20 protein-coding genes are annotated in these 20544 nt (G+C 73.7%); 6 read left to right on the top strand and 14 right to left on the bottom strand.

Translation table 11 applies throughout. The annotated features are described in order from the left end of the window. Window positions 1–58: 58 nt before the first annotated feature. The 4 genes from OG994_RS27020 to OG994_RS27005 are packed head-to-tail and all read right to left on the bottom strand — an operon-like array spanning window position 59 to window position 2831. A complete protein-coding gene (locus OG994_RS27020) occupies window positions 59–1084 on the bottom strand; it encodes a tetratricopeptide repeat protein (RefSeq protein ID WP_328851401.1) in 1026 nt (341 codons plus the stop codon). Window positions 1085–1094: 10 nt separating this feature from the next. Next, window positions 1095–1577, bottom strand: a complete 483-nt coding sequence (gene ispF / locus OG994_RS27015; protein ID WP_120329895.1) for a 2-C-methyl-D-erythritol 2,4-cyclodiphosphate synthase — start codon at window positions 1575–1577, stop codon at window positions 1095–1097. 16 nt (window positions 1578–1593) lie between these two features. Further along, window positions 1594–2289 (bottom strand): 2-C-methyl-D-erythritol 4-phosphate cytidylyltransferase, encoded by a 696-nt coding sequence (gene ispD, locus OG994_RS27010; RefSeq protein WP_328851400.1) that lies wholly within the window; start codon window positions 2287–2289, stop codon window positions 1594–1596. A gap of 56 nt (window positions 2290–2345) precedes the next feature. After that, window positions 2346–2831, bottom strand: coding sequence for a CarD family transcriptional regulator (locus OG994_RS27005; protein WP_012015454.1), 486 nt, complete (start codon window positions 2829–2831; stop codon window positions 2346–2348). A gap of 329 nt (window positions 2832–3160) precedes the next feature. Between OG994_RS27005 and OG994_RS27000 the strand changes: the two genes are divergently transcribed. Then, a complete protein-coding gene (locus tag OG994_RS27000) occupies window positions 3161–3859 on the top strand; it encodes a hypothetical protein (protein ID WP_120329893.1) in 699 nt (232 codons plus the stop codon). Window positions 3860–3940: 81 nt separating this feature from the next. Here OG994_RS27000 and OG994_RS26995 read toward each other — a convergent pair whose 3' ends face one another. The 4 genes from OG994_RS26995 to OG994_RS26980 all read right to left on the bottom strand — a co-directional run bounded on the left by OG994_RS26995 (window position 3941) and on the right by OG994_RS26980 (window position 7691). Next, window positions 3941–4573, bottom strand: coding sequence for a hypothetical protein (locus OG994_RS26995; protein WP_328851399.1), 633 nt, complete (start codon window positions 4571–4573; stop codon window positions 3941–3943). Window positions 4574–4596: 23 nt separating this feature from the next. Continuing rightward, on the bottom strand, window positions 4597–5655 hold the full coding sequence (locus OG994_RS26990) for a type III polyketide synthase (RefSeq protein WP_120329891.1): 1059 nt from the start codon (window positions 5653–5655) through the stop codon (window positions 4597–4599). Window positions 5656–5721: 66 nt separating this feature from the next. Further along, window positions 5722–6888 carry an acyl-CoA dehydrogenase family protein gene (locus OG994_RS26985; protein WP_328851398.1) on the bottom strand — a complete coding sequence of 389 codons (1167 nt, stop codon included), beginning with the start codon at window positions 6886–6888 and terminating at the stop codon, window positions 5722–5724. 41 nt (window positions 6889–6929) lie between these two features. Continuing rightward, window positions 6930–7691 (bottom strand): class I SAM-dependent methyltransferase, encoded by a 762-nt coding sequence (locus OG994_RS26980; RefSeq protein WP_328851397.1) that lies wholly within the window; start codon window positions 7689–7691, stop codon window positions 6930–6932. Here OG994_RS26980 and OG994_RS26975 point away from each other — a divergent pair. The 4 genes from OG994_RS26975 to disA all read left to right on the top strand — a co-directional run bounded on the left by OG994_RS26975 (window position 7690) and on the right by disA (window position 12351). Continuing rightward, complete coding sequence (locus OG994_RS26975) at window positions 7690–8577, top strand: UbiA family prenyltransferase (RefSeq protein ID WP_407942550.1); 888 nt, start codon at window positions 7690–7692, stop codon at window positions 8575–8577. The two genes, OG994_RS26980 and OG994_RS26975, sit on opposite strands and share 2 nt — an antisense overlap. A 139-nt stretch (window positions 8578–8716) precedes the next feature. Continuing rightward, entirely contained in the window at window positions 8717–9448 is a 732-nt protein-coding gene (locus OG994_RS26970; RefSeq protein WP_328851395.1) for a hypothetical protein, read from the top strand. A 123-nt stretch (window positions 9449–9571) separates the two neighbouring features. Next, complete coding sequence (radA, locus tag OG994_RS26965; protein ID WP_328851394.1) at window positions 9572–11044, top strand: DNA repair protein RadA; 1473 nt, start codon at window positions 9572–9574, stop codon at window positions 11042–11044. A 131-nt stretch (window positions 11045–11175) separates the two neighbouring features. Next, window positions 11176–12351 (top strand): DNA integrity scanning diadenylate cyclase DisA, encoded by a 1176-nt coding sequence (gene disA, locus OG994_RS26960; protein WP_120329939.1) that lies wholly within the window; start codon window positions 11176–11178, stop codon window positions 12349–12351. A gap of 40 nt (window positions 12352–12391) precedes the next feature. On the opposite strand, the gene OG994_RS26955 is transcribed toward disA, so the two are convergent. The 3 genes from OG994_RS26955 to OG994_RS26945 all read right to left on the bottom strand — a co-directional run bounded on the left by OG994_RS26955 (window position 12392) and on the right by OG994_RS26945 (window position 14380). Then, window positions 12392–13111 carry a hypothetical protein gene (locus tag OG994_RS26955; RefSeq protein ID WP_120329885.1) on the bottom strand — a complete coding sequence of 240 codons (720 nt, stop codon included), beginning with the start codon at window positions 13109–13111 and terminating at the stop codon, window positions 12392–12394. Window positions 13112–13274: 163 nt separating this feature from the next. After that, the gene (locus OG994_RS26950) at window positions 13275–13871 is read right to left on the bottom strand and encodes a peptide deformylase (RefSeq protein ID WP_328851393.1); all 597 of its coding nucleotides are present in this window, start codon (window positions 13869–13871) and stop codon (window positions 13275–13277) included. Further along, window positions 13868–14380, bottom strand: coding sequence for a glycine cleavage system protein R (locus tag OG994_RS26945; protein ID WP_328851392.1), 513 nt, complete (start codon window positions 14378–14380; stop codon window positions 13868–13870). Before OG994_RS26945 ends, OG994_RS26950 begins: the two co-directional genes overlap by 4 nt. Before the next feature lie 95 nt (window positions 14381–14475). Here OG994_RS26945 and OG994_RS26940 point away from each other — a divergent pair, with 95 nt between their 5' ends. Next, entirely contained in the window at window positions 14476–15396 is a 921-nt protein-coding gene (locus OG994_RS26940) for an HhH-GPD family protein (RefSeq protein WP_328851391.1), read from the top strand. 118 nt (window positions 15397–15514) lie between these two features. Here OG994_RS26940 and OG994_RS26935 read toward each other — a convergent pair whose 3' ends face one another. From OG994_RS26935 to lysS, 3 genes are all read right to left on the bottom strand, one after another. Next, a complete protein-coding gene (locus OG994_RS26935) occupies window positions 15515–18052 on the bottom strand; it encodes an ATP-dependent Clp protease ATP-binding subunit (RefSeq protein ID WP_120329881.1) in 2538 nt (845 codons plus the stop codon). 464 nt (window positions 18053–18516) lie between these two features. Beyond that, complete coding sequence (locus tag OG994_RS26930; protein WP_192902198.1) at window positions 18517–18861, bottom strand: histone-like nucleoid-structuring protein Lsr2; 345 nt, start codon at window positions 18859–18861, stop codon at window positions 18517–18519. A 111-nt stretch (window positions 18862–18972) separates the two neighbouring features. After that, complete coding sequence (gene lysS / locus OG994_RS26925; protein ID WP_328851390.1) at window positions 18973–20481, bottom strand: lysine--tRNA ligase; 1509 nt, start codon at window positions 20479–20481, stop codon at window positions 18973–18975. Window positions 20482–20544 lie beyond the last annotated feature (63 nt).

Genomic DNA, 20544 nt, shown 5'->3' with positions numbered 1-20544 from the left:
GGGGCCCCGAGCTTGCCGGGCCGCGCTACGCCGTCGGATCCTGGGTGAGTTTCCCGCCTCACGCCGTCGTGCGGAACAGTGCGGTCATCTCGGCCATGGCGGCCACCGCGATGGCGAGCACCAGCGGCCACGCGGTGCCGACGAGGGCGTAGAGCAGGATCAGCACCGGTGCGGCGGCCGCCGCGTACACGGCCAGGGCCAGGGCGCGGTCGGACCGCAGCAGGGCCGGCAGGACCGTCCTCGCCAGGCCCGGCATCCGTGCGCCGAACCGCCACAGCACCAGCGCGCCGCCGAGAGCGGCGACCACGGCGGCGCCCCGGGAGAGCCCGGCGCTGGCGGGGGCGACGCAGGCGATCAGCACAGCGGTGATCATCGACCAGCCCGCGCCGAAGAGCACCAGCTGCCGCAGGCCGGCCGAGATCGTCCGGCGCGAGTCGATCCGTCCCGGATCCGCGGCGGCGGCCTCGGCGAGGTGCTCCAGCGCCTCGCTCCACCGCCGCTGCTCCAACCGGATGACACCGATGTCGTGCCGCGCCTCGGCGAGCTGCGGGTCCAGCCGCAGCGCCTCGCGGTAGGCCCGCTCGGCCAGGTCGAACATCTGCATGTTCGCGGCCACCAGCCCAAGCACCAGGTGCGCCTCGGGCTCCTCGGGCGCCAGTTGCACCCCGCGCCACGCCGCGTTGAGCGCCGTCTGGCCGTTGCGCGAGCCGGCCAGGATCGCCGCGGCGTTCCGCTGGGCGTACGCGTCGTCGGGGCCGACCGCCAGGATCTCGTCGGCGGTGCGGGCGGCCTCGGCGTACCGCTCCAGGTCGGCGAGGGCCATGCCCCGGGCCAGCAGCGGCGCCACGATGCCCGGAGCGGCGGCGATCGCCGCGTCGGCGGCGGTGAGCGCCTCGGCCGGTCGCCCGGCGGCCAGGTGCAGGCGGGAGAGCAGGGTCAGCGCCCCCGCGTTGGCCGGTTCCAGCGCCACGGCGTACGACACCTCGGCGGCGGCCTCGTCGTAGCGGCCGAGTTCGGCCAGCAGCTTCGCCCGCTGGACGTAGCCGTCGGCGGAGGACTGCTCGGGGGTGGCGTCGCTGGACATCCCGGCGAGCCTAGGCGGCCGGTGCCTCGTACACCAGGGCCACGGCGATGCCGGCGAGCCCCTCGCCGCGCCCGGTGAAGCCGAGCCCGTCGGTGGTGGCCGCGGACACGGTGACCGGCGCGTCGATCGCGGTGGAGAGGACGCGCTCGGCTTCCGCCCGGCGCGGCCCGATCTTGGGCCGGTTGCCGACCACCTGGACCGACACGTTGCCGATCGTGAACCCGGCGGCGCGGACCCGGCGGGCCGTCTCGGTGAGCAGCGCCACCCCGGAGGCGCCGGCCCACTCCGGCTGGTCGACACCGAAGTTCGCGCCCAGGTCACCGAGGCCGGCCGCGGAGAGCAGCGCGTTGCAGGCGGCGTGGGCCACCACGTCGGCGTCGGAGTGCCCGGCGAGGCCGTCCTGGTCGGGCCAGAGCAGGCCGGCCACCCAGCAGGGCCGGCCGGCGGCGAACGCGTGCACGTCGGTGCCGATGGCGACGCGGGGAACGATCATGAGCAGAGGGTACGCGTCAACCGCCGGCGGCCAGCAGATGCTCGGCGAGCGCCAGGTCGAACGGGCGAGTGATCTTGAGTGCGTACTCGGAGCCCGGCACGCAGGACACCGGGACGCCCTGCTTCTCCACCAAGCCGGCGTCGTCGGTGAGCGCGTCACCGGCCGCGGCGTGCGCGGCGGCGAGCACCGAGCGGCGGAAGCCCTGCGGCGTCTGCACGATCCGCAGCACGGAACGGTCGACCGTGCCGAGCACCGTCTCCTCGGCGCCGACCTCCTTGATCGTGTCGACCACCGGAAGCACCGGGATCACGGCCGGCCGGCCCGCGCGGACCGCCGCCGCGACGGCCTCCACCAGCTCGGGCGGGGTCAGTGCCCGCGCGGCGTCGTGCACGAGGACGATCTCGGGGCCGGGCGGCACCGCGGCGAGCGCCGCCGCCACCGACGCCTGACGCTCGGCGCCTCCGGGCACCACCGTCACGGGGGCCACCGGGGCGAGCAGGTCGCGGACCGCGTCGAGCTCGGCCAAGGGAGCGGCCACCACGATCGTGCGCACGCTCGGGGCCGCGGCGAGCCGGCGCACCGCGTGCACCAGCAGGGGTTCCCCCGCGAGCAGGCGCAGCGCCTTGGGTCGGCCCGGGCCGAGCCGTACGCCGGCCCCCGCCGCAGGGACGAGGACCGCGACGTCACCGCGCGGATTGAGCTGCGCGGTCACGTCGCGGTCCTCGGTGGTTTCTTCGCTACGAACTGGGTACGTCGATGCTGTGCGGACTAGGCCTCGGTCAGCACCTTGTCGAGCAGCGTCTCCGCCTCGTCCTTGGTGCTCTTCTCCGCCAGCGCGACCTCGCCGACGAGAATGTCGCGAGCCTTGGCGAGCATGCGCTTCTCGCCCGCGGACAGACCCCGCTCCCGCTCCCGGCGCCACAGGTCGCGGACGACCTCGGCGACCTTCAGCGGGTTACCGGAGGCCAGCTTCTCCAGATTCGCCTTGTAACGCCGCGACCAGTTGGTCGGCTCCTCGGTGTGCGGGGCACGGAGCACGTCGAAGACCTTGCCCAGGCCCTCTTCGCCGACCACCTCGCGCACACCCACGATCTCGGCGTTCTCGGCGGGCACCCGGACCGTGAGGTCACCCTGCGCGACCCTCAGGACGAGATACTGCTTCTCCTCGCCCTTGATGACCCGAGTCTCGATTGCCTCGATGAGTGCGGCCCCGTGGTGGGGGTAAACAACGGTCTCGCCGACACTGAAAACCATAGGTTCGAAACCCCTTTCGCTGTGTCTAGGGTAACACGCTCAGGCACCGATGTCTCACCGCTGTCCTGACCGTTGGCGCAGCTCAGGGGCCCTGTGAGAGGTATTTCTTCGACTTGACAGGCCGTCAAACCGATGGTTCGAACACGCTCCGTAACCTCCGGATGACACCCCGGTAGGAGTGAACGGAACGCCGAGATCAAGGGCTATGCGCTCGTTACATGGTATCCCGACGAGGGCTGCCGCGCCCACGTCTAGCGGGAGCCGCCCCCGGTGCGCGAGGCTGGTAGGCGAGCCGCTGTCGGCTCTCGAAGACGGTTCCAGGGGGTCCGATGAGCATGCCGGACGCAGACGGGCACGGGCCGTCCGAGGGGCTGCCCGACCTCCCGCCGGAGTGGGGTCGGGTGGTGATCCCCGACGACGCCTCGGCGCTCGCGCAGGAGGCCGCGCAGGTGCGCCGCGAGTTGCGCGAGGCCGCACGCCGCGCGGCGCGGGCCCGCCTGTCGGCCCTCAAGCTGCCCCTGCTCGTCCTGCTGGTGGCCATCGTCACGACACTCGCCGGCCTGGCCGCCGTCACCTGGCCGCGCCCGCCGCGCTCCGCGGACCGGTCCACGCCGGCCCCGGAACCGCCACCCGCCGCGCTGACCGGCCGGCCGCTGCCCGCCCTCGACCTGGTCGACGCCGGGCAGTCCCCGGTGCCGCTGCGCGGCCTGGCCCCCGCCATGATCATCCTGGTGGACGCCTGCGCCTGCGTCGCCGAGGTCACGCAGGCCGCCGCGGCCGCGCCGCCCGAGGTGAACGTGGTGACCGTCACCGGCGAGCGGAGCGTGCCGACCGCGCCGACCCGCGGGCCGGGTGTGCGTACGCTCGCCGATCCCGCCGGTGGACTGCGCTCGTTCCTGCACCTGCCACCGCACCCGGACCAGGCGGTGGCCGTGCTCGTGGACCGGGCCGGCGTGGTGGTCCGGGTGCTGCCCGACCTCGGCCCGGCCGAGACGTACCGCGCCGACCTGGCCCGCCTCGCCGCCTGACCGCCGCGGCGACCTGGCCCGCCTCGCTGCCCGACCGCCGGCCGCGACGTCCGGGCCGGCGGCGGGAACCGACGCGGCCGGTCAGCCCGCCGGCACCAGCTGTACGGCGACCCGTACCCACTCGGTGCCGGCGCTCGCGAGCCAGACGCGCAGCGGTCCGCCCGTCCCGACGACCACGAGCGCGCGGATCGCGCCGTCGCAGACCGCCGGGGCGCGGTTGACGACCCGGCCGCCCGTGATCGAGACCCGCAACGTCCCCGGCCCCGTGCACCGGTACTGGAGCAGGTACGCGGCGGGCGGCGTGTCCTCGCCGCCGACCTGCTGCGAGACGGTCCGCTGACGGGTGAGCGTCACGGCGTCGTGCCAGAGCGCGTCCGGATCCCGCGGCAGGACGAGGCCCTGCGTCATGGTCCCGGGTTCGGCACGGCGGCGGGGACCGGGGTCGACCGGGAGGGCGGCGTCGCCCTCGGTCACGAGGACAGCGGCCCCCGTGGCCGGATCCACCCGGACGACCGCTCCCGCCCGCCCGTCGGCCGGGCCGAGTCGCACCGGATCGGTCCCGCCGACCGGGGCGGCAGCCACGTCGCGCGGCGAGCCGGCCCGGGTGCCGTCCGGGGCGTTCGCCCGCCACCACCAGCCCCCGGCCACCAGCACGAGCACGGTCGCGCCGGCCAGCACCCCGCGGCGCAACCGGTCATCCGCCTCGACGCCCATGCGCCGAGCCTAGGCGTGACCGCTCAACCCTGTCGATCGAGCAGTACGGCGTAGAGGGTGAGGCCCGGGCCGAACGCGAGCATGAGGATCCGCTCCGGCGGCGTGGCGGCGCGGCGCAGCCGGTCCAGGATCAGCAGCACCGTCGGCGAGGAGCAGTTGCCGTGCTCGTCCAGCGTCGCCCGGGACGACGCGAGCGCGTCCGGGGGAAGACCCAGCTCACGCTCCACCACGTTGAGGATGCGCGGCCCGCCGGGGTGCACCGCCCAGCCGTCCAGCTCGGCGACCGCGGTGCCGTGCCGGGCCAGCAGGTCGTCGACCAGGCCGCGGACGTGTGTGGACAGCACCTGCGGCACCTTGGGCGACAGTCCCATCCGGAAACCGGCGTCGGTGACGTCCCACGTCATGTGGTCGGCCGTGGAGGTGTCGGTGACCGACGTGACCTCCCGCAGCGCGTACCCCGGGCCGCCGGGAAGCACCACGGCGGCGACCGCCGCGTCCGAGAAGAGCGCGTGCGAGACGATCTGCTGGGTGTCCACCCGCGCCGTGGAGGGCTGGATGTGCAGGCTCGTCAGCTCTGCGCAGAGCAGCAGCGCCGGACGGCCCCGCGCGGTCACGAAGTCGCTCGCCGCGCCGAGCCCGGGCAGCGCCGCGTAGCAGCCCATGTGGCCCACGAACATCCGCTGCGTGGTGGGCGCCATGCCGAGGTCACGGGCGAGCAGGATGTCCAGCCCGGGGGTGGCGTACCCGGTGCACGAGCAGACGATGAACAGCCCGATGTCGACGGCGTCGAGGCCGGCCGCCGTCAGTGCCCGGCCCACCGCCTCCTTGCCCAGCGGCAGCGCCTCGACCAGGTAGCGGCGCATCCGCCGCTCGGTCGGCCAGTCGGAGACGTCCTCCAGCAGCGGGTTCACCGCGGCCTGGCGGGTGCTGACCCCCGAGTTCGCGAAGATCCGCTGCGCCAACGACCGGGTGGCGCCCGAGAAGTGCCGGGAGAAGAAGCCCTCCCACAACTCGTCCTGCCGGGCCGACGGCGGCTGTGCCGTCCCGAGGCCCGCGATCACTGGTACCGACACGATCCCCACCTCTCGTCCGACGCCGCCCTCCCCAGAACCGCCCCTCGACCGGGACGGCCCCGGGCGGCCCCACGCTCACCAACGAGGCGCCGAGCCGTCGCGGTCCGGGTCACCGCCCAACGCGGCGATGCCGAGCCAGTCGGCGCAGACGTCCGAGGTGGCCGGATGCAGTGACCCGCAGCGGGCGTCCCGATAGAGCCGCTCCAGGGGATGGCCGCGGCGCGTCGCCGACGTGCCGGCGGCCTCCAGCATCGACGCGGCCACGTCGGCCGCGGTCGTGCCGGCGAGCAGCTTGGCCCGCCACACCCAGCGGTTGGTCTCGGCGTCGCCCGGCGCCTCGTCCACCCGCCGCGCGGCCTCGGCCACCACCAGCTCGGCGGCCGCCACGGCGGCGTCGGCCCGACCCAGCCGCGCCCGGACCGCCGGCAGACCGGCGAGGTTGCGGGCGTTCAGGTGCTCGGCCGCCGCCTCGACCGCCGCCCGGGCCACCCCCACGTAGACGGCCGCGTAGCTGGCCACGAGCCAGTGCGGCATGAGCTGCGCGACCACCAGGGCGAGACCCTCCACCCCGCCGAGCAGCCGGTCGGCCGGCACGGTCACATCCAGGTGCAGGTCGTGCGAGGCCGTGGCGCGCATGCCCAGCGAGTCCCAGGTCGGCTCGACGGTGACGCCGTCGCCGGCCGGCACGAGGAACTGGGACACCACCGACTGGTCGGCGGCGCTGCGGGCGGCGACCAGGTAGCCGTCCGGGTGCCCGGCGCCCGAGCAGAACGTCTTGCTGCCCTTGATGTGCCAGCCACCCTCGACCGGCTCGTAGACGGTGCTGAGCTGGGACAGCCGGGCGCCGGCGCCGCGTTCGCTCATCGCCACCGCGTACCAGGCGCCGTCGGCCGCCGCCCGGAGCAGCCGGTCGCGGGCCGCGAGGGCCTCGTCCGGTACGCCGAGCGCCTCGGCCAGTTCCTCGGTGACCGCGCCCAGCGCGCCGGTGACCGAGGCGTGCATGTTGAACACCAGCGCGGTCGCGCCGTTCCCCTTGGCCAGCTCCGTGGCGACCGCCGCGTACTCGGCGAACGTGGCGCCGAACCCGCCGAGGTCGCGGGGCACCATCAGCCCGAAGAGCCCGGCCTCCCGCAGGTCCTCGAAGTCCTCGGCCGGGAAGGAGCCGTCCCGGTCGTGCTCGGCCGCCCGGGCGGCGAATCGCGGCGCCAACCTGCGGGCCGCCTCCAACGCGTGCACGGTCACTTGCGCCCCCTCCTCGGCGTCCTTACCCCGCCGGGCCCGAACTATCCTTTCCGGACCCCCCAGCCCTGGTACAGCACCGCGGTCGAGCGCGTCGGCACGATCCGCGGGGCGCGGCCCGCCGGCGCGGCGCCGGAGGCACCCCGTACGCGCCGGAACAGCCACCCGAGCAGCCCGCGCACCTCCGGCCGGACGCCGCGCAGCCGCAGCGCGACGCCGTGCCGGGCGGCCTCGGCCACCAGCGCCCGGGCGTCCACGAACAACCGTGGATCGTGGATCCCGCGCGGCACGGTCGGCAGCCGCTCGCCGACGTGGACCGCCACGACGCGGCTCAGCACAGTGTCGTTCAGGGTGTCCAGCACCAGCAGGCCACCGGGCCGCAGCAGCCGGCACGCCTCGGCCAGCGCCCGCCGCCAGTCCGGCACGTGCTCCAGCACCTCACCGGCGGCCACCACGTCCGCGCAGCCGTCGGCCAGCGGCACGGCGGTGACGTCCCCGTTCACGGGGGTGACCCCGTGCGCGGCGGCCTGGGCCAGCGCCGAGCGGGTCAGGTCGACACCCACGTGCCGGTAGCCCTTCCCGGCCAGGTGCGGCGCGAGCAGCCCGGCACCGCATCCGAGGTCCACGAGCAGCGCGTCGGGGCGCTCGGCGGGCGGCACGAGAGCCGCCCGCGCCTCGGCGAGCCAGTGCAGCATCGCGAAGGCGCCGTCCGGCCGCCACCACTCGTCGGCGAGGTCGTCGTACTGGCGCGGATCGTTGCGCGGCAGCACCCGCGACCGGGTGGGCGCCGCAGCGACGTCTCGCATGGAACCGAGCGTGGCACGACTCCCGGGTAACAACCAGACTTCCCTTATGTCGACTTCGGTGTTAGGGCTGGTCAGGGCGAGCCATCCGGAACCGGCGGCGGCGGTGACCGTCGTGGCCGGCCTGCTGGCCGTCGGCGTGGGGCACCGCCCGCCCGGGGTGGCCGCCGTCGTCCTCACCGTGCTGGCCAGCCAGCTCGCCGTGGGCTGGGCGAACGACGCCATCGACGCCGACCGCGACGCCGCCGTGGGGCGTACCGACAAGCCGGTCCCGGCCGGCGCGGTCCGCCGCCGCACCGTGGCCGTGGGCGCCGCGGTGGCCGCGCTCGCCACCCCGGCGCTGGGGCTGACCACGACCCCCGCCGCGGCGTTCTGGGTCACCCTCGGGCTCGTCTCCGCCCTCCTCTACGACTGGCCCCTCAAGTCCACGCCGGTGTCCGTGCTGCCCTACGCGGTCTCCTTCGGGACGCTGCCCGCCTTCGTGGTGCTGGCCCTGCCCGGCGCGCCGGCGCCGCCGGCCTGGCTCGTCGTCGCGGCGGCCTGCCTCGGCGCCGGGGCGCACTTCGCCAACGTCCTGCCGGACCTCGTCGACGACGCCCGGACCGGGGTCCGGGGCCTTCCGCACCGGTTCGGCGCCGCCGGCAGCCGGGCCGCCGCCGCCGTGCTGCTGCTCGCGGCGACCGGTGTCCTGGTGTTCGGGCCGCCCGGACCGCCGTCCGGGGTCGGGCTCGCCGCGGTCGTGGCCGCCGTCGTGGTGCCGCCGCTGAGCTGGTACGGCGGGCGTGGCGCCGCCCGCGCCGGACGCCGTCCGGTGGCGGCCTTCCGCGCCGTGATGCTCGTGGCGCTCATCGACGTGGTGCTGCTGGTCACCAGCGGTCGGGTGGCCTGATCGTCACCCCGCGAGGTGGCATCCCCGGGTCGGAGTGCGGCCCTCGATCAGGCCCAACTACCCTGGAGCGCGGTCTGCGCGGGCATGGCCACCGTGCCCGGCGTACGCACCGGGTGTGATCGTGACGAGGAGGACCGACGTGACGCGCTCGATCAGGGGTTCCCGGCGGGCGGCCCTGCTGCTGTCCGGGGTGGCGGCGGCGACCAGCCTGCTGCTGTCCGGGTGCGGCGCAGGACAGATCTCGGAGACGGCCAACAAGGTGCCGTCGGTCCAGGGCGTCAACATCTCGACCGAGAACGGCGAACTGGCGGTGCGCGGCCTGCTGGTGGAGTTCCCCGGCGTGGAGGGCTACAAGGCCGGCGAGGACGCCCTGCTCAACGCGGTGATCTACAACGACTCGAAGAACCCGGTCACGGTCACCGTCACGAGCCAGGACGCCCGGGACGTCGTGGTCACCAGCGTGGGCGCGTCGGCCAGCCCGTCGCCGTCGCCGTCCGGGTCCCCCTCCGGTTCGCCGTCGGCGACCCCCACGGACTCGGCCTCGCCCGGCGGCTCCGCCTCGGCCACCCCGTCGGACACCGCCAGCCCGTCGGCTCCCGCCGGGGAGCCCGCCCGGATCGAGATCGCCCCGCTGAGCTACGTGCAGCTGAACCAGCAGTCCGGCCGCATGCTCCAGCTGGTCGGCCTCAACGAGGCGCTCCGCTCCGGCCAGAACGTCTTCGTCACGTTCGACTTCGGCAACGGCAACACCATCACGGGTCCCGCCCCGATCGCCGTCCCGTTCACCCCGCCCGCCCCGCCCTCGCCGATCGTCGAGCGTGAGGGCGGCTACGAGGGTGGCGACGAGGGCGGCGCCGGGCACGGCGGCTGAGCCTCCCCGACCTACCGCGGACACCGCCGGCGTGCACCACGCCGGCGGTGTTTCGTCGTACGGCCCGGTCGTCCTCCGGCGGGGGCGCCGCGTCCGGTCGTACCCCCGAGCTAGCGTGCTGGTGTGACGACCTCCCGATCGACGACCTCCCGAGCCCCGTCAGCCCGCGGCGGCGCGGCGACCGGCGGGCGGGGCCGCGCCACCGGCCGTGATCCCCGACCGGCCTACGAGTGCGACGCCTGCGGCCACCAGCCGCCCAAGTGGGTGGGCCGCTGCCCGGAGTGCGGCGAGTGGGGCTCCGTGGTCGAGTCGACGATCACCGGGCCCACGGTCTCCGGCCGGGTGGTCAGCTCCCGCATGCCGGCCGAGCCGGCCCGGCCCATCGCCACCATCAGCGCCGCGCCCGCCCGGGCCCGGCCGACGGGGGTGAGCGAGCTCGACCGCGTGCTCGGCGGCGGCCTGGTGCCCGGCGCCGTGGTGCTGCTGGCCGGCGAACCGGGCGTCGGCAAGTCCACCCTGCTGCTCGACGTGGCCCAGCAGTGGGCCGCCGGCGGCGGCAGCCCGTCGCTGGTGGTCAGCGGCGAGGAGTCGGTCAGCCAGGTGCGCCTGCGCGCCGAGCGGATGGGCGCCCTGCACGACCAGCTCTACCTGGCCGCCGAGAGCGACCTGTCGGCGGTGCTCGGCCACCTCGACGCGGTCAAGCCGGGGCTGCTGGTGCTGGACTCGGTGCAGACCATCTCCACCCCCGGCACCGAGGGCGTCCCCGGTGGGGTGACCCAGGTGCGGGCGGTCACCGCCGCCCTGGTGTCGGTGGCCAAGGAACGGAACATCGCCACCGTGCTGGTGGGTCACGTCACCAAGGACGGGCAGGTGGCCGGTCCCCGGGTGCTCGAGCACCTGGTCGACGTGGTGCTGCACTTCGAGGGCGACAAGCACTCCTCGCTGCGCATGGTGCGCGGCGTCAAGAACCGGTTCGGCGCGGCCGACGAGGTGGGCTGCTTCGAGATGCACGAGGGCGGCATCACCAGCCTGGCCGACCCGTCGGGGCTCTTCCTGACCCGCTACTCCGAGCCGGTTCCCGGCACCTGCGTCACCGTCGCCATGGAGGGGCGGCGCGCGCTCGTCACCGAGGTGCAGGCGCTGATCGGCGCGACCGTGGCCGGCTCGCCACGGCGTACGGTGTCGGGGCTCGACTCGGCGCGGCTCGCGATGGTGCTGGCCGTGCTCCAGCGCCGGACGGAGCGGCTCACCCTGCACGACCGGGAGGTCTTCGCGGCGACCGTGGGCGGGATCCGGGTGGTGGAGCCGGCCGCCGACCTGGCGGTGGCGCTCGCCGTCGCCTCCGGGGGACTCAACCTGGCCATCGCACCGCACCTGGTGGCGATCGGGGAGGTCGGGCTCACCGGCGAGGTCCGCCGGGTCGGCGCCGTGCCGCGCCGGCTCGCGGAGGCCGCCCGGCTGGGCTTCCGGATCGCCCTCGTCCCCCCGGGATGCGGGCCGGAGTCGACCGGGGTCGTCCCCGAGCAGATGCGGGTGATGGAGGTCACCGACGTCCGGACGGCCCTGCAATGTGCCGCGCGCGCGTCGGCGGAGTGACCCGTCGTGTTCGGCCGACCGGACCGTCGGGCCGATACCGGACACGCCTCCACGGGCCGGACGGAAGGCATCGTGACACATCACAGTAACCACGACAGCACCCACCGCACGGCAGTCCGTAGACTGTGCCCGTGCCGATCGACCGCGATACCACCAAGCCTGCCGGCGCGACGCCCCACGCCCGCACCGGCGCCGTGGGCTCGCCCGCCCGTCCGATCAGCGTGAACGTGGCCGGAGGCGCCGCCGGTGACCCGCTGCGCGCCAACCTGGCGCTCATGGCGCCCGGCACCGCCCTGCGGGACGGCCTCGAACGGATCCTGCGCGGCCGCACCGGCGCGCTGATCGTCCTCGGCTACGACAAGGTCGTCGAAGGGCTCTGCACGGGTGGTTTCCCGCTCGACGTGGAGTTCTCCGCCACCCGCATCCGTGAGCTGTGCAAGATGGACGGCGCCGTGGTGCTCTCCAGCGACGGCACCCGCATCGTCCGGGCGGCGGTGCACCTGATGCCCGACCCGTCCATCCCCACCGAGGAGTCGGGCACCCGGCACCGCACCGCCGAGCGGGTGGCCCGCCAGACCGGTTACCCGGTGATCTCGGTGAGCCAGTCGATGCGGATCATCAGCCTCTACGTCAACGGCCAGCGGCACGTGCTGGACGACTCGGCGGCCATCCTCTCCCGGGCCAACCAGGCCCTGGCCACCCTCGAGCGCTACAAGCTGCGGCTCGACGAGGTCTCCGGCACGCTCTCCGCGCTGGAGATCGAGGATCTGGTCACCGTGCGCGACGCGGTGGCCGTGGTGCAGCGGCTGGAGATGGTCCGCCGCATCGCCGACGAGATCGCCGGCTACGTGGTGGAGCTGGGCACCGACGGGCGGCTGCTGGCGCTCCAGCTCGACGAGCTGATGGCGGGCGTGGACGCCGACCGGACCCTGGTGATCCGGGACTACCTGCCCTCGGGCCGCAAGTCGCGCACCCTCGACGAGGCGCTGGTCGAGCTGGACCTGCTCGGGGCCACCGAGCTGATCGACCTGGTGTCGGTGGCGAAGGCCATCGGCTACCCGGCCGCCTCCGACGCGCTCGACGCGGCCGTGAGCCCGCGCGGCTTCCGGCTGCTCGCCAAGGTGCCGCGGCTGCCGGCCGCGGTGGTCGACCGCCTCGTCGTGCACTTCGGCAGCCTCCAGCGGCTGCTGGGCGCCACGGTGGAGGATCTCCAGGCCGTCGAGGGGGTCGGCGACGCTCGGGCACGCAGCGTGCGCGAGGGCCTGTCCCGGCTCGCCGAGGCGTCCATCCTCGAACGGTACGTCTGACCGCGGTCCCTCACCCGCGCGCGGCCGGCGCCGGCGGGGCTCAGCCCGTGATGGTGAGCTTCACGGGCTCGCTGAGCTTCGTGCCCACCCGTGCGAACACCTGGTAGGTGCCGGGCGGAACCGGCTTCCCGGCGGCCACCCCGTCGGCGCACCGGCTGGCGTCCTGCCCGTTCCAGGTCACCTGGTACATCTGCTCGATGTTCGGCGGGAAGGACTGGACGTTCCGGCCCTTGGCGGTGCCGCAGGTGTCGGAGGACCAGATCTTCTCCGCGCCGGACTTGATGAACAGCTCCTGGAGGTCGGCGCCGACGTCCCGGCTGCACGTCCGGTCGGACTTGTTCTTGATCCTCAGTTGCAGGTCGACCGGTGCACCGCTGCGCACCGTGGCGGGCAGCGCCACCGCCGTCAGGCTGATCTCCGCGTCCGTGCAGCTGCCGTCGTCGGCGGTATCGGCGGCGGGAGCCACCGGCGGACCCTCGCCCTGTGACGCGGGCGGATCGGCCGGCGAGTCACCGGCGGTGGGGCTCTCGGCCGCCTCCGGGGGCGGCGAACCGGTCTTCGGGGTGAGCAACGACGGGCTCGGGCTGGGGCTCACGGAGCCGGTCGGAGTCGACCCGGCCTGCGGCCTCCGGTCACCGGGGTCGTCCGACCCGGTGCACGAGTAGAGCAGGACAATCAGGAAGAGAAGCCCCGCTCCGAGTACGACGGCGCGACGCCGCCAGTAAACGGCGGGTGGCAGGGGGCCGACCGTCAGACGCATGATGCCCCCACCGTAGCGGCGAGCGGCCCCGGCAGTGCGGCGCGACGCGCCGGGAGGTTCGTCGACGCGCGCGACCACACGTCCACTGTGGAGGCTGCGGCCACCGGGCCGGTGTGCCGTGCCCACGGTTCCGGCCGGGCCCGGCGCGGGTGCCGCGGTGCGCTCACAGGTAGACCTTGCGCTGGTAGACGGCGTGCGCCCCCGCCACCCGGTCGAGGAAGAGCAGCCCCGCGCAGTGGTCGATCTCGTGCTGGAGGGCGCGGGCCTCGAAGCCGTCCGTCACCAGCCGTACGGGGGCCCCCGTGCCCGGCAGCTCGCCCTCGACCACCAGCCGGCTGGCCCGCTTGACGTCCCCCGTCAGGTCGGGCACCGACATGCACCCCTCGCGACCGGCCTTCCAGCGGGTCGCCTCGACGACCGTGGCGTTGCAGAGCACGAACGTGCCGTGCACGGTCACCGCCTTCGGGTGCCCGGTCACGTCCACGGCGAACACCCGGGCGCTCACGCCGACCTGCGGGGCGGCCAGGCCGACGCAGCCGGGCGAGACCCGCATGGTGGCGATGAGGTCCGCGGCCAGCCGCACCGTCTCCGCCAACGTCGGATCGACCGCCTCGCCGGCCCGGCTCAGCACCGGGTGCGGCGCCGCCACCACGGGACGGACCGCGCCGGCCACGCCCAGCGCCTCCGGCGTCCAGTCGCCGAGGCCCGCGTACTCCCCGTCGGCGCGGCCGGCCTCCGGCCCCTGTACCTCGCCGCTCACAGCAGGTCCGGATCCGCCGGTCGGAGGGTCACCTCGACACCCAGCTCGGCGGCGACCCGTTCCAGCCGCCCCGCCAGCTCACCGGCGACACCGGGCGGCAGGTCGACCTCGGCCACCACCACGTAGAGCGCGCCGGTGAGCCGGGTGCTCAGGTCGGTGACGTTGCCCCCGGCGTCGGCGAGCACCCGGGTCATCGCCGCGACGATCCCCATCCGGTCCGCGCCGTGCACCGCCATGACGTACGGCTCGCCGCGCGACGCCGTCTCACCGTCGGGGGTGACCGCGCGTACGGTCGCCAGCAGCCGGCCCTCCGCGGCGAGCGGCGCCAGCGCGGCCTCGACCTCGGCGGCCGCCGGGCCCACGCAGATCAGGGTCATGGCGAAGTGTCCACCGAGCCGGGTCATCGTGCTGTCGGTGAGGTTCGCCCCCAGCCGGGAGAGCACCTCGGCGACATCGGCGACGATGCCCGGCCGGTCCCGGCCGATGACGGTGATCGCGAGCTCGTTCATCCGGGCATTCTGCCCGATCCGTCGCCGGCGGCCGCGTCGCCCCGCCAGGCCGCCCACGCTGCGGGATCGCGGCGCGTGACATCATCGGCGGCACCATGACTGAGCCCACGTTCGCCGCCCTGGTCAGCCGCTGGTACACCGAGAACGCCCGGGACCTGCCGTGGCGCGCGCCGGGCGTGAGCCCGTGGGCCGTCCTCGTCAGCGAGGTGATGCTCCAGCAGACACCGGTGGCGCGGGTGCTCCCCGCGTACGAGGCGTGGCTGGCCCGGTGGCCTGTCCCGGCGGCGCTGGCCGAGGCGAGCCCGGCCGAGGCGATCCGGGTGTGGGGGCGGCTCGGCTACCCCCGCCGGGCCGTACGGCTGTGGGAGTGCGCGGTCGCCATCGTCGAGCGGCACGGCGGCAAGGTGCCGGACCGGCTGGAGCAGCTGCTGGCGCTGCCCGGCGTCGGCACGTACACGGCCCGGGCGGTCGCCGCGTTCGCGTACGGGCAGCGCCACCCCGTGGTCGACACCAACGTGCGCCGGGTGGTCTGCCGCGCCGTGGCCGGCCAGCCGGACGCGGGACCGGCGACCCGCCCGGCGGACCTGGTCGCGACCGAGGCGCTGCTGCCGGAGGATCCGGCCGCGGCCGCCCTCGCCAGCGCCGCCTTCATGGAACTCGGCGCGGTCGTCTGCACCGCCCGGTCGCCGCTCTGCCACCGGTGCCCCGTGGAGACGATCTGCGCCTGGCGGGCGTCCGGCCAGGAGGCCCCGGCCGGGCCGACCCGCCGCCCCCAGCGGTACGCGGGCACCGACCGGCAGGTACGCGGACTGCTGCTCGGTGTGCTGCGCGAGGCGACCGGGCCGGTGCCCCGGCAGCGGCTCGACGCCGTCTGGACCGACGACGTCCAGCGCGCCCGCGCCCTCGACGGTCTGGTCCGGGACGGCCTGGTGGAGCCGGTGGACGCCGACTCGTACCGTCTCGTCGGCGACGGCCCGTCCCGACCCGCCGTCCCCCTCCCGGCCCTCCCCGGCTGACCCGCGCCCCGCCCCCGTCCGCGGAGTGAGGGGATGCGGTTCTCGGCGCACGAAGAAGGGGCGGGGCCCCGGCGGCTCACACCACCGGGGCCCCGCCCCTTGTCGCAGTTCTTCGACGTTACGCCGCGTCGTCCGCGCCCGCGGCGGCCGTGCCGCCGAGGTCGGCGGGGACGGCGTCCGGCACGGTGACCGGCTTGTCCGCGCCCCGGAAGACGAGCTTGGACTTGTCGATGTTGTTCGGGTCGCCCTCGCAGTCCACCACCACGATCTGACCCGGGGTCAGCTCGTTGAAGAGGATCCGCTCGGACAGGTTGTCCTCGATGTCGCGCTGGATCGTGCGACGCAGCGGACGCGCGCCGAGAACCGGGTCGAAGCCCTTGGTCGCCAGGTACTTCTTGGCGTTCTCGGTCAGCTCCAGGCCCATGTCCTTGTTCCGCAGCTGGGTCTCGATGCGGGCGACCATGATGTCGACGATCGACAGGATCTCCTGCTGACGCAGCTGGTGGAAGACGATCGTGTCGTCGATCCGGTTCAGGAACTCGGGCCGGAAGTGCTGCTTCAGCTCGTCGTTGACCTTCTGCTTCATCCGGTCGTAGTTGGACTCGGAGTCCTCCGACGCCTGGAAGCCCAGCGACACCGCCTTGGCCACGTCACGCGTGCCGAGGTTGGTGGTCAGGATGATGACCGTGTTCTTGAAGTCCACGATCCGGCCCTGACCGTCGGTGAGCCGACCGTCCTCCAGGATCTGGAGCAGCGTGTTGAACACGTCCGGGTGGGCCTTCTCGATCTCGTCGAAGAGGACCACCGAGAACGGCCGACGCCGCACCTTCTCGGTCAGCTGCCCGCCCTCGTCGTAGCCGACGTAGCCGGGAGGGGCACCCACCAGCCGGGAGACCGTGTACCGGTCGTGGAACTCGGACATGTCCAGCTGGATGAGGGCGTCCTCGCTGCCGAACAGGAACTCGGCCAGCGCCTTGGAGAGCTCGGTCTTACCGACACCGGACGGACCGGCGAAGATGAACGAGCCCGACGGACGCTTCGGGTCCTTGAGGCCGGCCCGGGTACGCCGGATCGCCTTGGACACCGCCTTGACCGCGTCCTCCTGGCCGATGACGCGCTTGTGCAGCTCGTCCTCCATGCGCAGCAGGCGCGAGGTCTCCTCCTCGGTCAGCTTGTAGACCGGGATGCCCGTCCAGTTGCCGAGCACCTCGGCGATCTGCTCGTCGTCGACCTCGCTGACGACGTCCAGGTCACCGGCCTTCCACTCCTTCTCCCGCTGCGCCTTCTGGCCGAGGAGCTGCTTCTCCTTGTCCCGAAGCTGGGCGGCGCGCTCGAAGTCCTGCGCGTCGATCGCGGACTCCTTGTCGCGGCGGACCTGGGCGATCCGCTCGTCGAAGTCGCGCAGGTCTGGCGGCGCGGTCATCCGGCGGATCCGCATCCGGGCACCGGCCTCGTCGATCAGGTCGATCGCCTTGTCCGGCAGGAAGCGGTCGGAGATGTACCGGTCGGCCAGGGTGGCGGCGGCCACCAGGGCGGCGTCGGTGATGCTCACCCGGTGGTGCGCCTCGTAGCGGTCCCGCAGGCCCTTGAGGATCTCGATGGTGTGGGCCAGCGAGGGCTCACCCACCTGGATCGGCTGGAAGCGGCGCTCGAGAGCGGCGTCCTTCTCCAGGTGCTTGCGGTACTCGTCGAGGGTGGTCGCGCCGATGGTCTGCAGCTCGCCACGGGCCAGCATCGGCTTCAGGATGCTCGCCGCGTCGATCGCGCCCTCGGCGGCACCCGCACCCACCAGGGTGTGGATCTCGTCGATGAACAGGATGATGTCGCCCCGCGTGCGGATCTCCTTGAGCACCTTCTTGAGGCGCTCCTCGAAGTCACCGCGGTAGCGGGAACCGGCCACCAGCGCACCGAGGTCGAGCGTGTAGAGCTGCTTGTCCTTCAGCGTCTCGGGCACCTCGCCCTTGATGATCTTCTGGGACAGCCCCTCCACCACGGCCGTCTTGCCGACGCCGGGCTCACCGATCAGGACCGGGTTGTTCTTGGTACGGCGGGAGAGCACCTGCATGACCCGCTCGATTTCCTTCTCGCGCCCGATGACCGGGTCGAGCTTGCCCTCGCGGGCGGCCTGGGTCAGGTTACGGCCGAACTGGTCCAGCACGAGGCTGGTCGACGGCGCGGCCTCGCCCGACGCGGCGCCCGCCGCGGCCGGCTCCTTGCCCTGGTAGCCCGAGAGCAGCTGGATCACCTGCTGGCGGACCCGGTTGAGGTCCGCACCGAGCTTGACCAGCACCTGGGCGGCGACGCCCTCACCCTCGCGGATCAGACCGAGCAGGATGTGCTCCGTGCCGATGTAGTTGTGGCCGAGCTGCAGCGCCTCGCGCAGCGACAGCTCCAGCACCTTCTTGGCCCGCGGCGTGAACGGGATGTGCCCGCTCGGCGCCTGCTGGCCCTGGCCGATGATCTCCTCGACCTGCTGCCGGACGCCCTCCAGCGAGATACCGAGGCTCTCCAGAGCCTTGGCCGCGACGCCCTCGCCCTCGTGGATCAGGCCCAGCAGGATGTGTTCCGTACCGATGTAGTTGTGGTTGAGCATCCGGGCCTCTTCCTGGGCCAGGACGACAACCCGTCGCGCTCGGTCGGTGAACCGCTCGAACATGCCCTCGTGCTCCTCACGTGCCGTGCGCCTTGATGGTCAAAGATCTTGGCGGGGCCGGTGCGCGGACGTCCGGGACGGGCGTCCGTGCCTCATTACTCTATCGCCGCGGACCGACTCAGCTGAGGTCGTGTGTCTCCGGCAGGAGCCGCGTACGCGTCGTTTTGCACAACCGTGCGCGCTCAGGAGGTGTTCCGGTAGCCCCGGCGCTACGCGCAGAGCGAAATTCTCCCCGCCCGTCCGACGGGGTGCTCCGCCACAGGCGCGGGCCGGATCCGCGTCGCCGCGACCCGTCGGTGGGCCGCCGGGAGTCATCCACAGGCTGTGGATGGAATCTCCACCGCCTGTGGACAACGTCGGGGAGGCGTCGCATCTTCCCGGCCCCGGCGACGGATTCCGCCCCGGAAACGCGGCGACGCCGGCCCGGAGGTCGGGCCGGCGTCGGGGCGCCGTGACGATCGTGCCGGTCAGCGCCGGGCGTGGTACTCGTCGACGATCTCCTGGGGGATGCGGCCCCGGTCGGAGATGTCCTTCCCCGCCTTCTTGGCCCACTCCCGGATCGCCCGGTTCTGTTCCCGGTCGGCGGTCGCGCCACCCCGGCCGCGTGCCGCCCGGCCACCGACGACCACGCCGCCCCGGCCGACCTTGGTGCCCGCCGCCACGTACGGCGCGAATACCTCACGCAATTTCTCGGCGTTCGCACTCGACAGGTCGATCTCGTACTGAACGCCGTCCAGCGCGAACTTGACCGTCTCGTCCGCGTCCCCGCCGTCCAGGTCATCGACCAGCTTGTGAATGATCTGCTTGGCCACGTCCCACATTCCTTTCGAGCAGGGTGCTCCTGCAACTGGCAAGCACAATAACCCGTGCGACGCGCGGCGCGTCAATAGGATGGGGTATAACGACCGGACGGCGCTCGGCGACTACTCCGGCCGGACCAACGGGAACAGGATCGTTTCCCGAATTCCCAGTCCCGTCAGCGCCATCAACAGCCGGTCGATTCCCATTCCCATACCGCCGGCGGGAGGCATTCCGTACTCCATGGCGCGGAGAAAGTCCTCGTCGAGCCGCATCGCCTCGTCGTCGCCGCGCGCCGCCAGCTGCGCCTGGGCCACCAGCCGCTCCCGCTGCACCACCGGGTCGACCAGCTCGGAGTACGCGGTGGCCAGCTCGAAGCCGAGGACGTAGAGGTCCCACTTCTCGGCCAGCCCCGGCTCGCTGCGGTGGCCCCTGGTGAGCGGGCTGGTCTCGATCGGGTAGTCCCGGACGAAGGTCGGCGCCTGCAGGCCGGGGACCACCAGTTCCTCGAACAGTTCCTCGGCGAGCTTGCCCGGACCCCACTTCGGGTCCACGTCCAGTCCGACCTTGTCGGCGTACTCCACGAGCCGGGCCCGTTCCGTGGCGACCGTCACCTCCTCGCCCAGGGCCTCGGAAAGCACCCCGAACAACGTGACCGACCGCCACTCGCCGCCGAGGTCGAACTCCCGCCCGTCGGCGTGGGTCACCACGGTCGAGCCGCTCACCGCGACGGCCGCCTGTTGTACGAGATTACGGGTCAGCTCGGCCATCGTGTCGTAGTCGCCGTACGCCTGGTACGCCTCCAGCATCGCGAACTCCGGCGAGTGCGAAGAGTCGACGCCCTCATTCCGGAAGTTGCGGTTGATCTCGAAGACGCGATCGACACCGCCGACCACGGCACGCTTCAGAAACAGTTCCGGCGCGATTCGGAGATACAGATCGGTGTTCAGCGCATTGCTGTGGGTCACGAATGGGCGCGCCGCCGCACCGCCGTGCAGCAACTGGAGCATCGGGGTCTCGACCTCGATGAAGCCCCGATCGTGCAACGAATCACGCAGACTGCGCACGGTCGCCGCCCGCGTCCGGACCATCTGCCGCGCCTGCGGGCGGACGATCAGGTCCACGTAGCGCTGCCGGACGCGCGCCTCCTCGGACAGGGGCTTGTGCGCCACCGGCAGCGGACGCAGCGCCTTCGCGGTGATCGCCCACTCCTCGACCAGCACCGACAGCTCGCCCCGCCGGCTGGTGATCACCTCGCCGGTGACGCCGACGTGGTCGCCGAGGTCGATGAGGCGCTTCCAGTCCTCCAGGCGCTCCGCGCCGACCCGGTCCAGCGAGAGCATGGCCTGCAACTCGGTGCCGTCGCCGTCGCGCAGGGTCGCGAAGCAGAGCTTGCCGGTGTTGCGTACGAAGATCACCCGCCCGGTGACCGACACCCGGTCGCCGGTGGCCGTGTCGGTGGGCAGGTCGCCGTAGCGCGCGCGTACCTCGGCGAGCGTGGCCGTCCGGGGGTAGCCCACCGGGTAGGGCTCGACGCCGTCCGCGAGCATCCGGTCCCGCTTCTCCCGGCGGACCTTCATCTGCTCCGGAAGGTCGTCGGCGGGGTCCACTGGCAGGGCGTTCTGCTCGGTCACGGCATGCTTCCTCGTCGCAGAGATACGGGGGGTCACGCCCGAGCGTACTCAAGGCCCCAGGTG

It is taken from the genome of Micromonospora globbae (assembly GCF_036184225.1).
GTDB lineage: Bacteria > Actinomycetota > Actinomycetes > Mycobacteriales > Micromonosporaceae > Micromonospora > Micromonospora globbae.
This window is presented reverse-complemented; position numbering and strand designations above follow the sequence as displayed.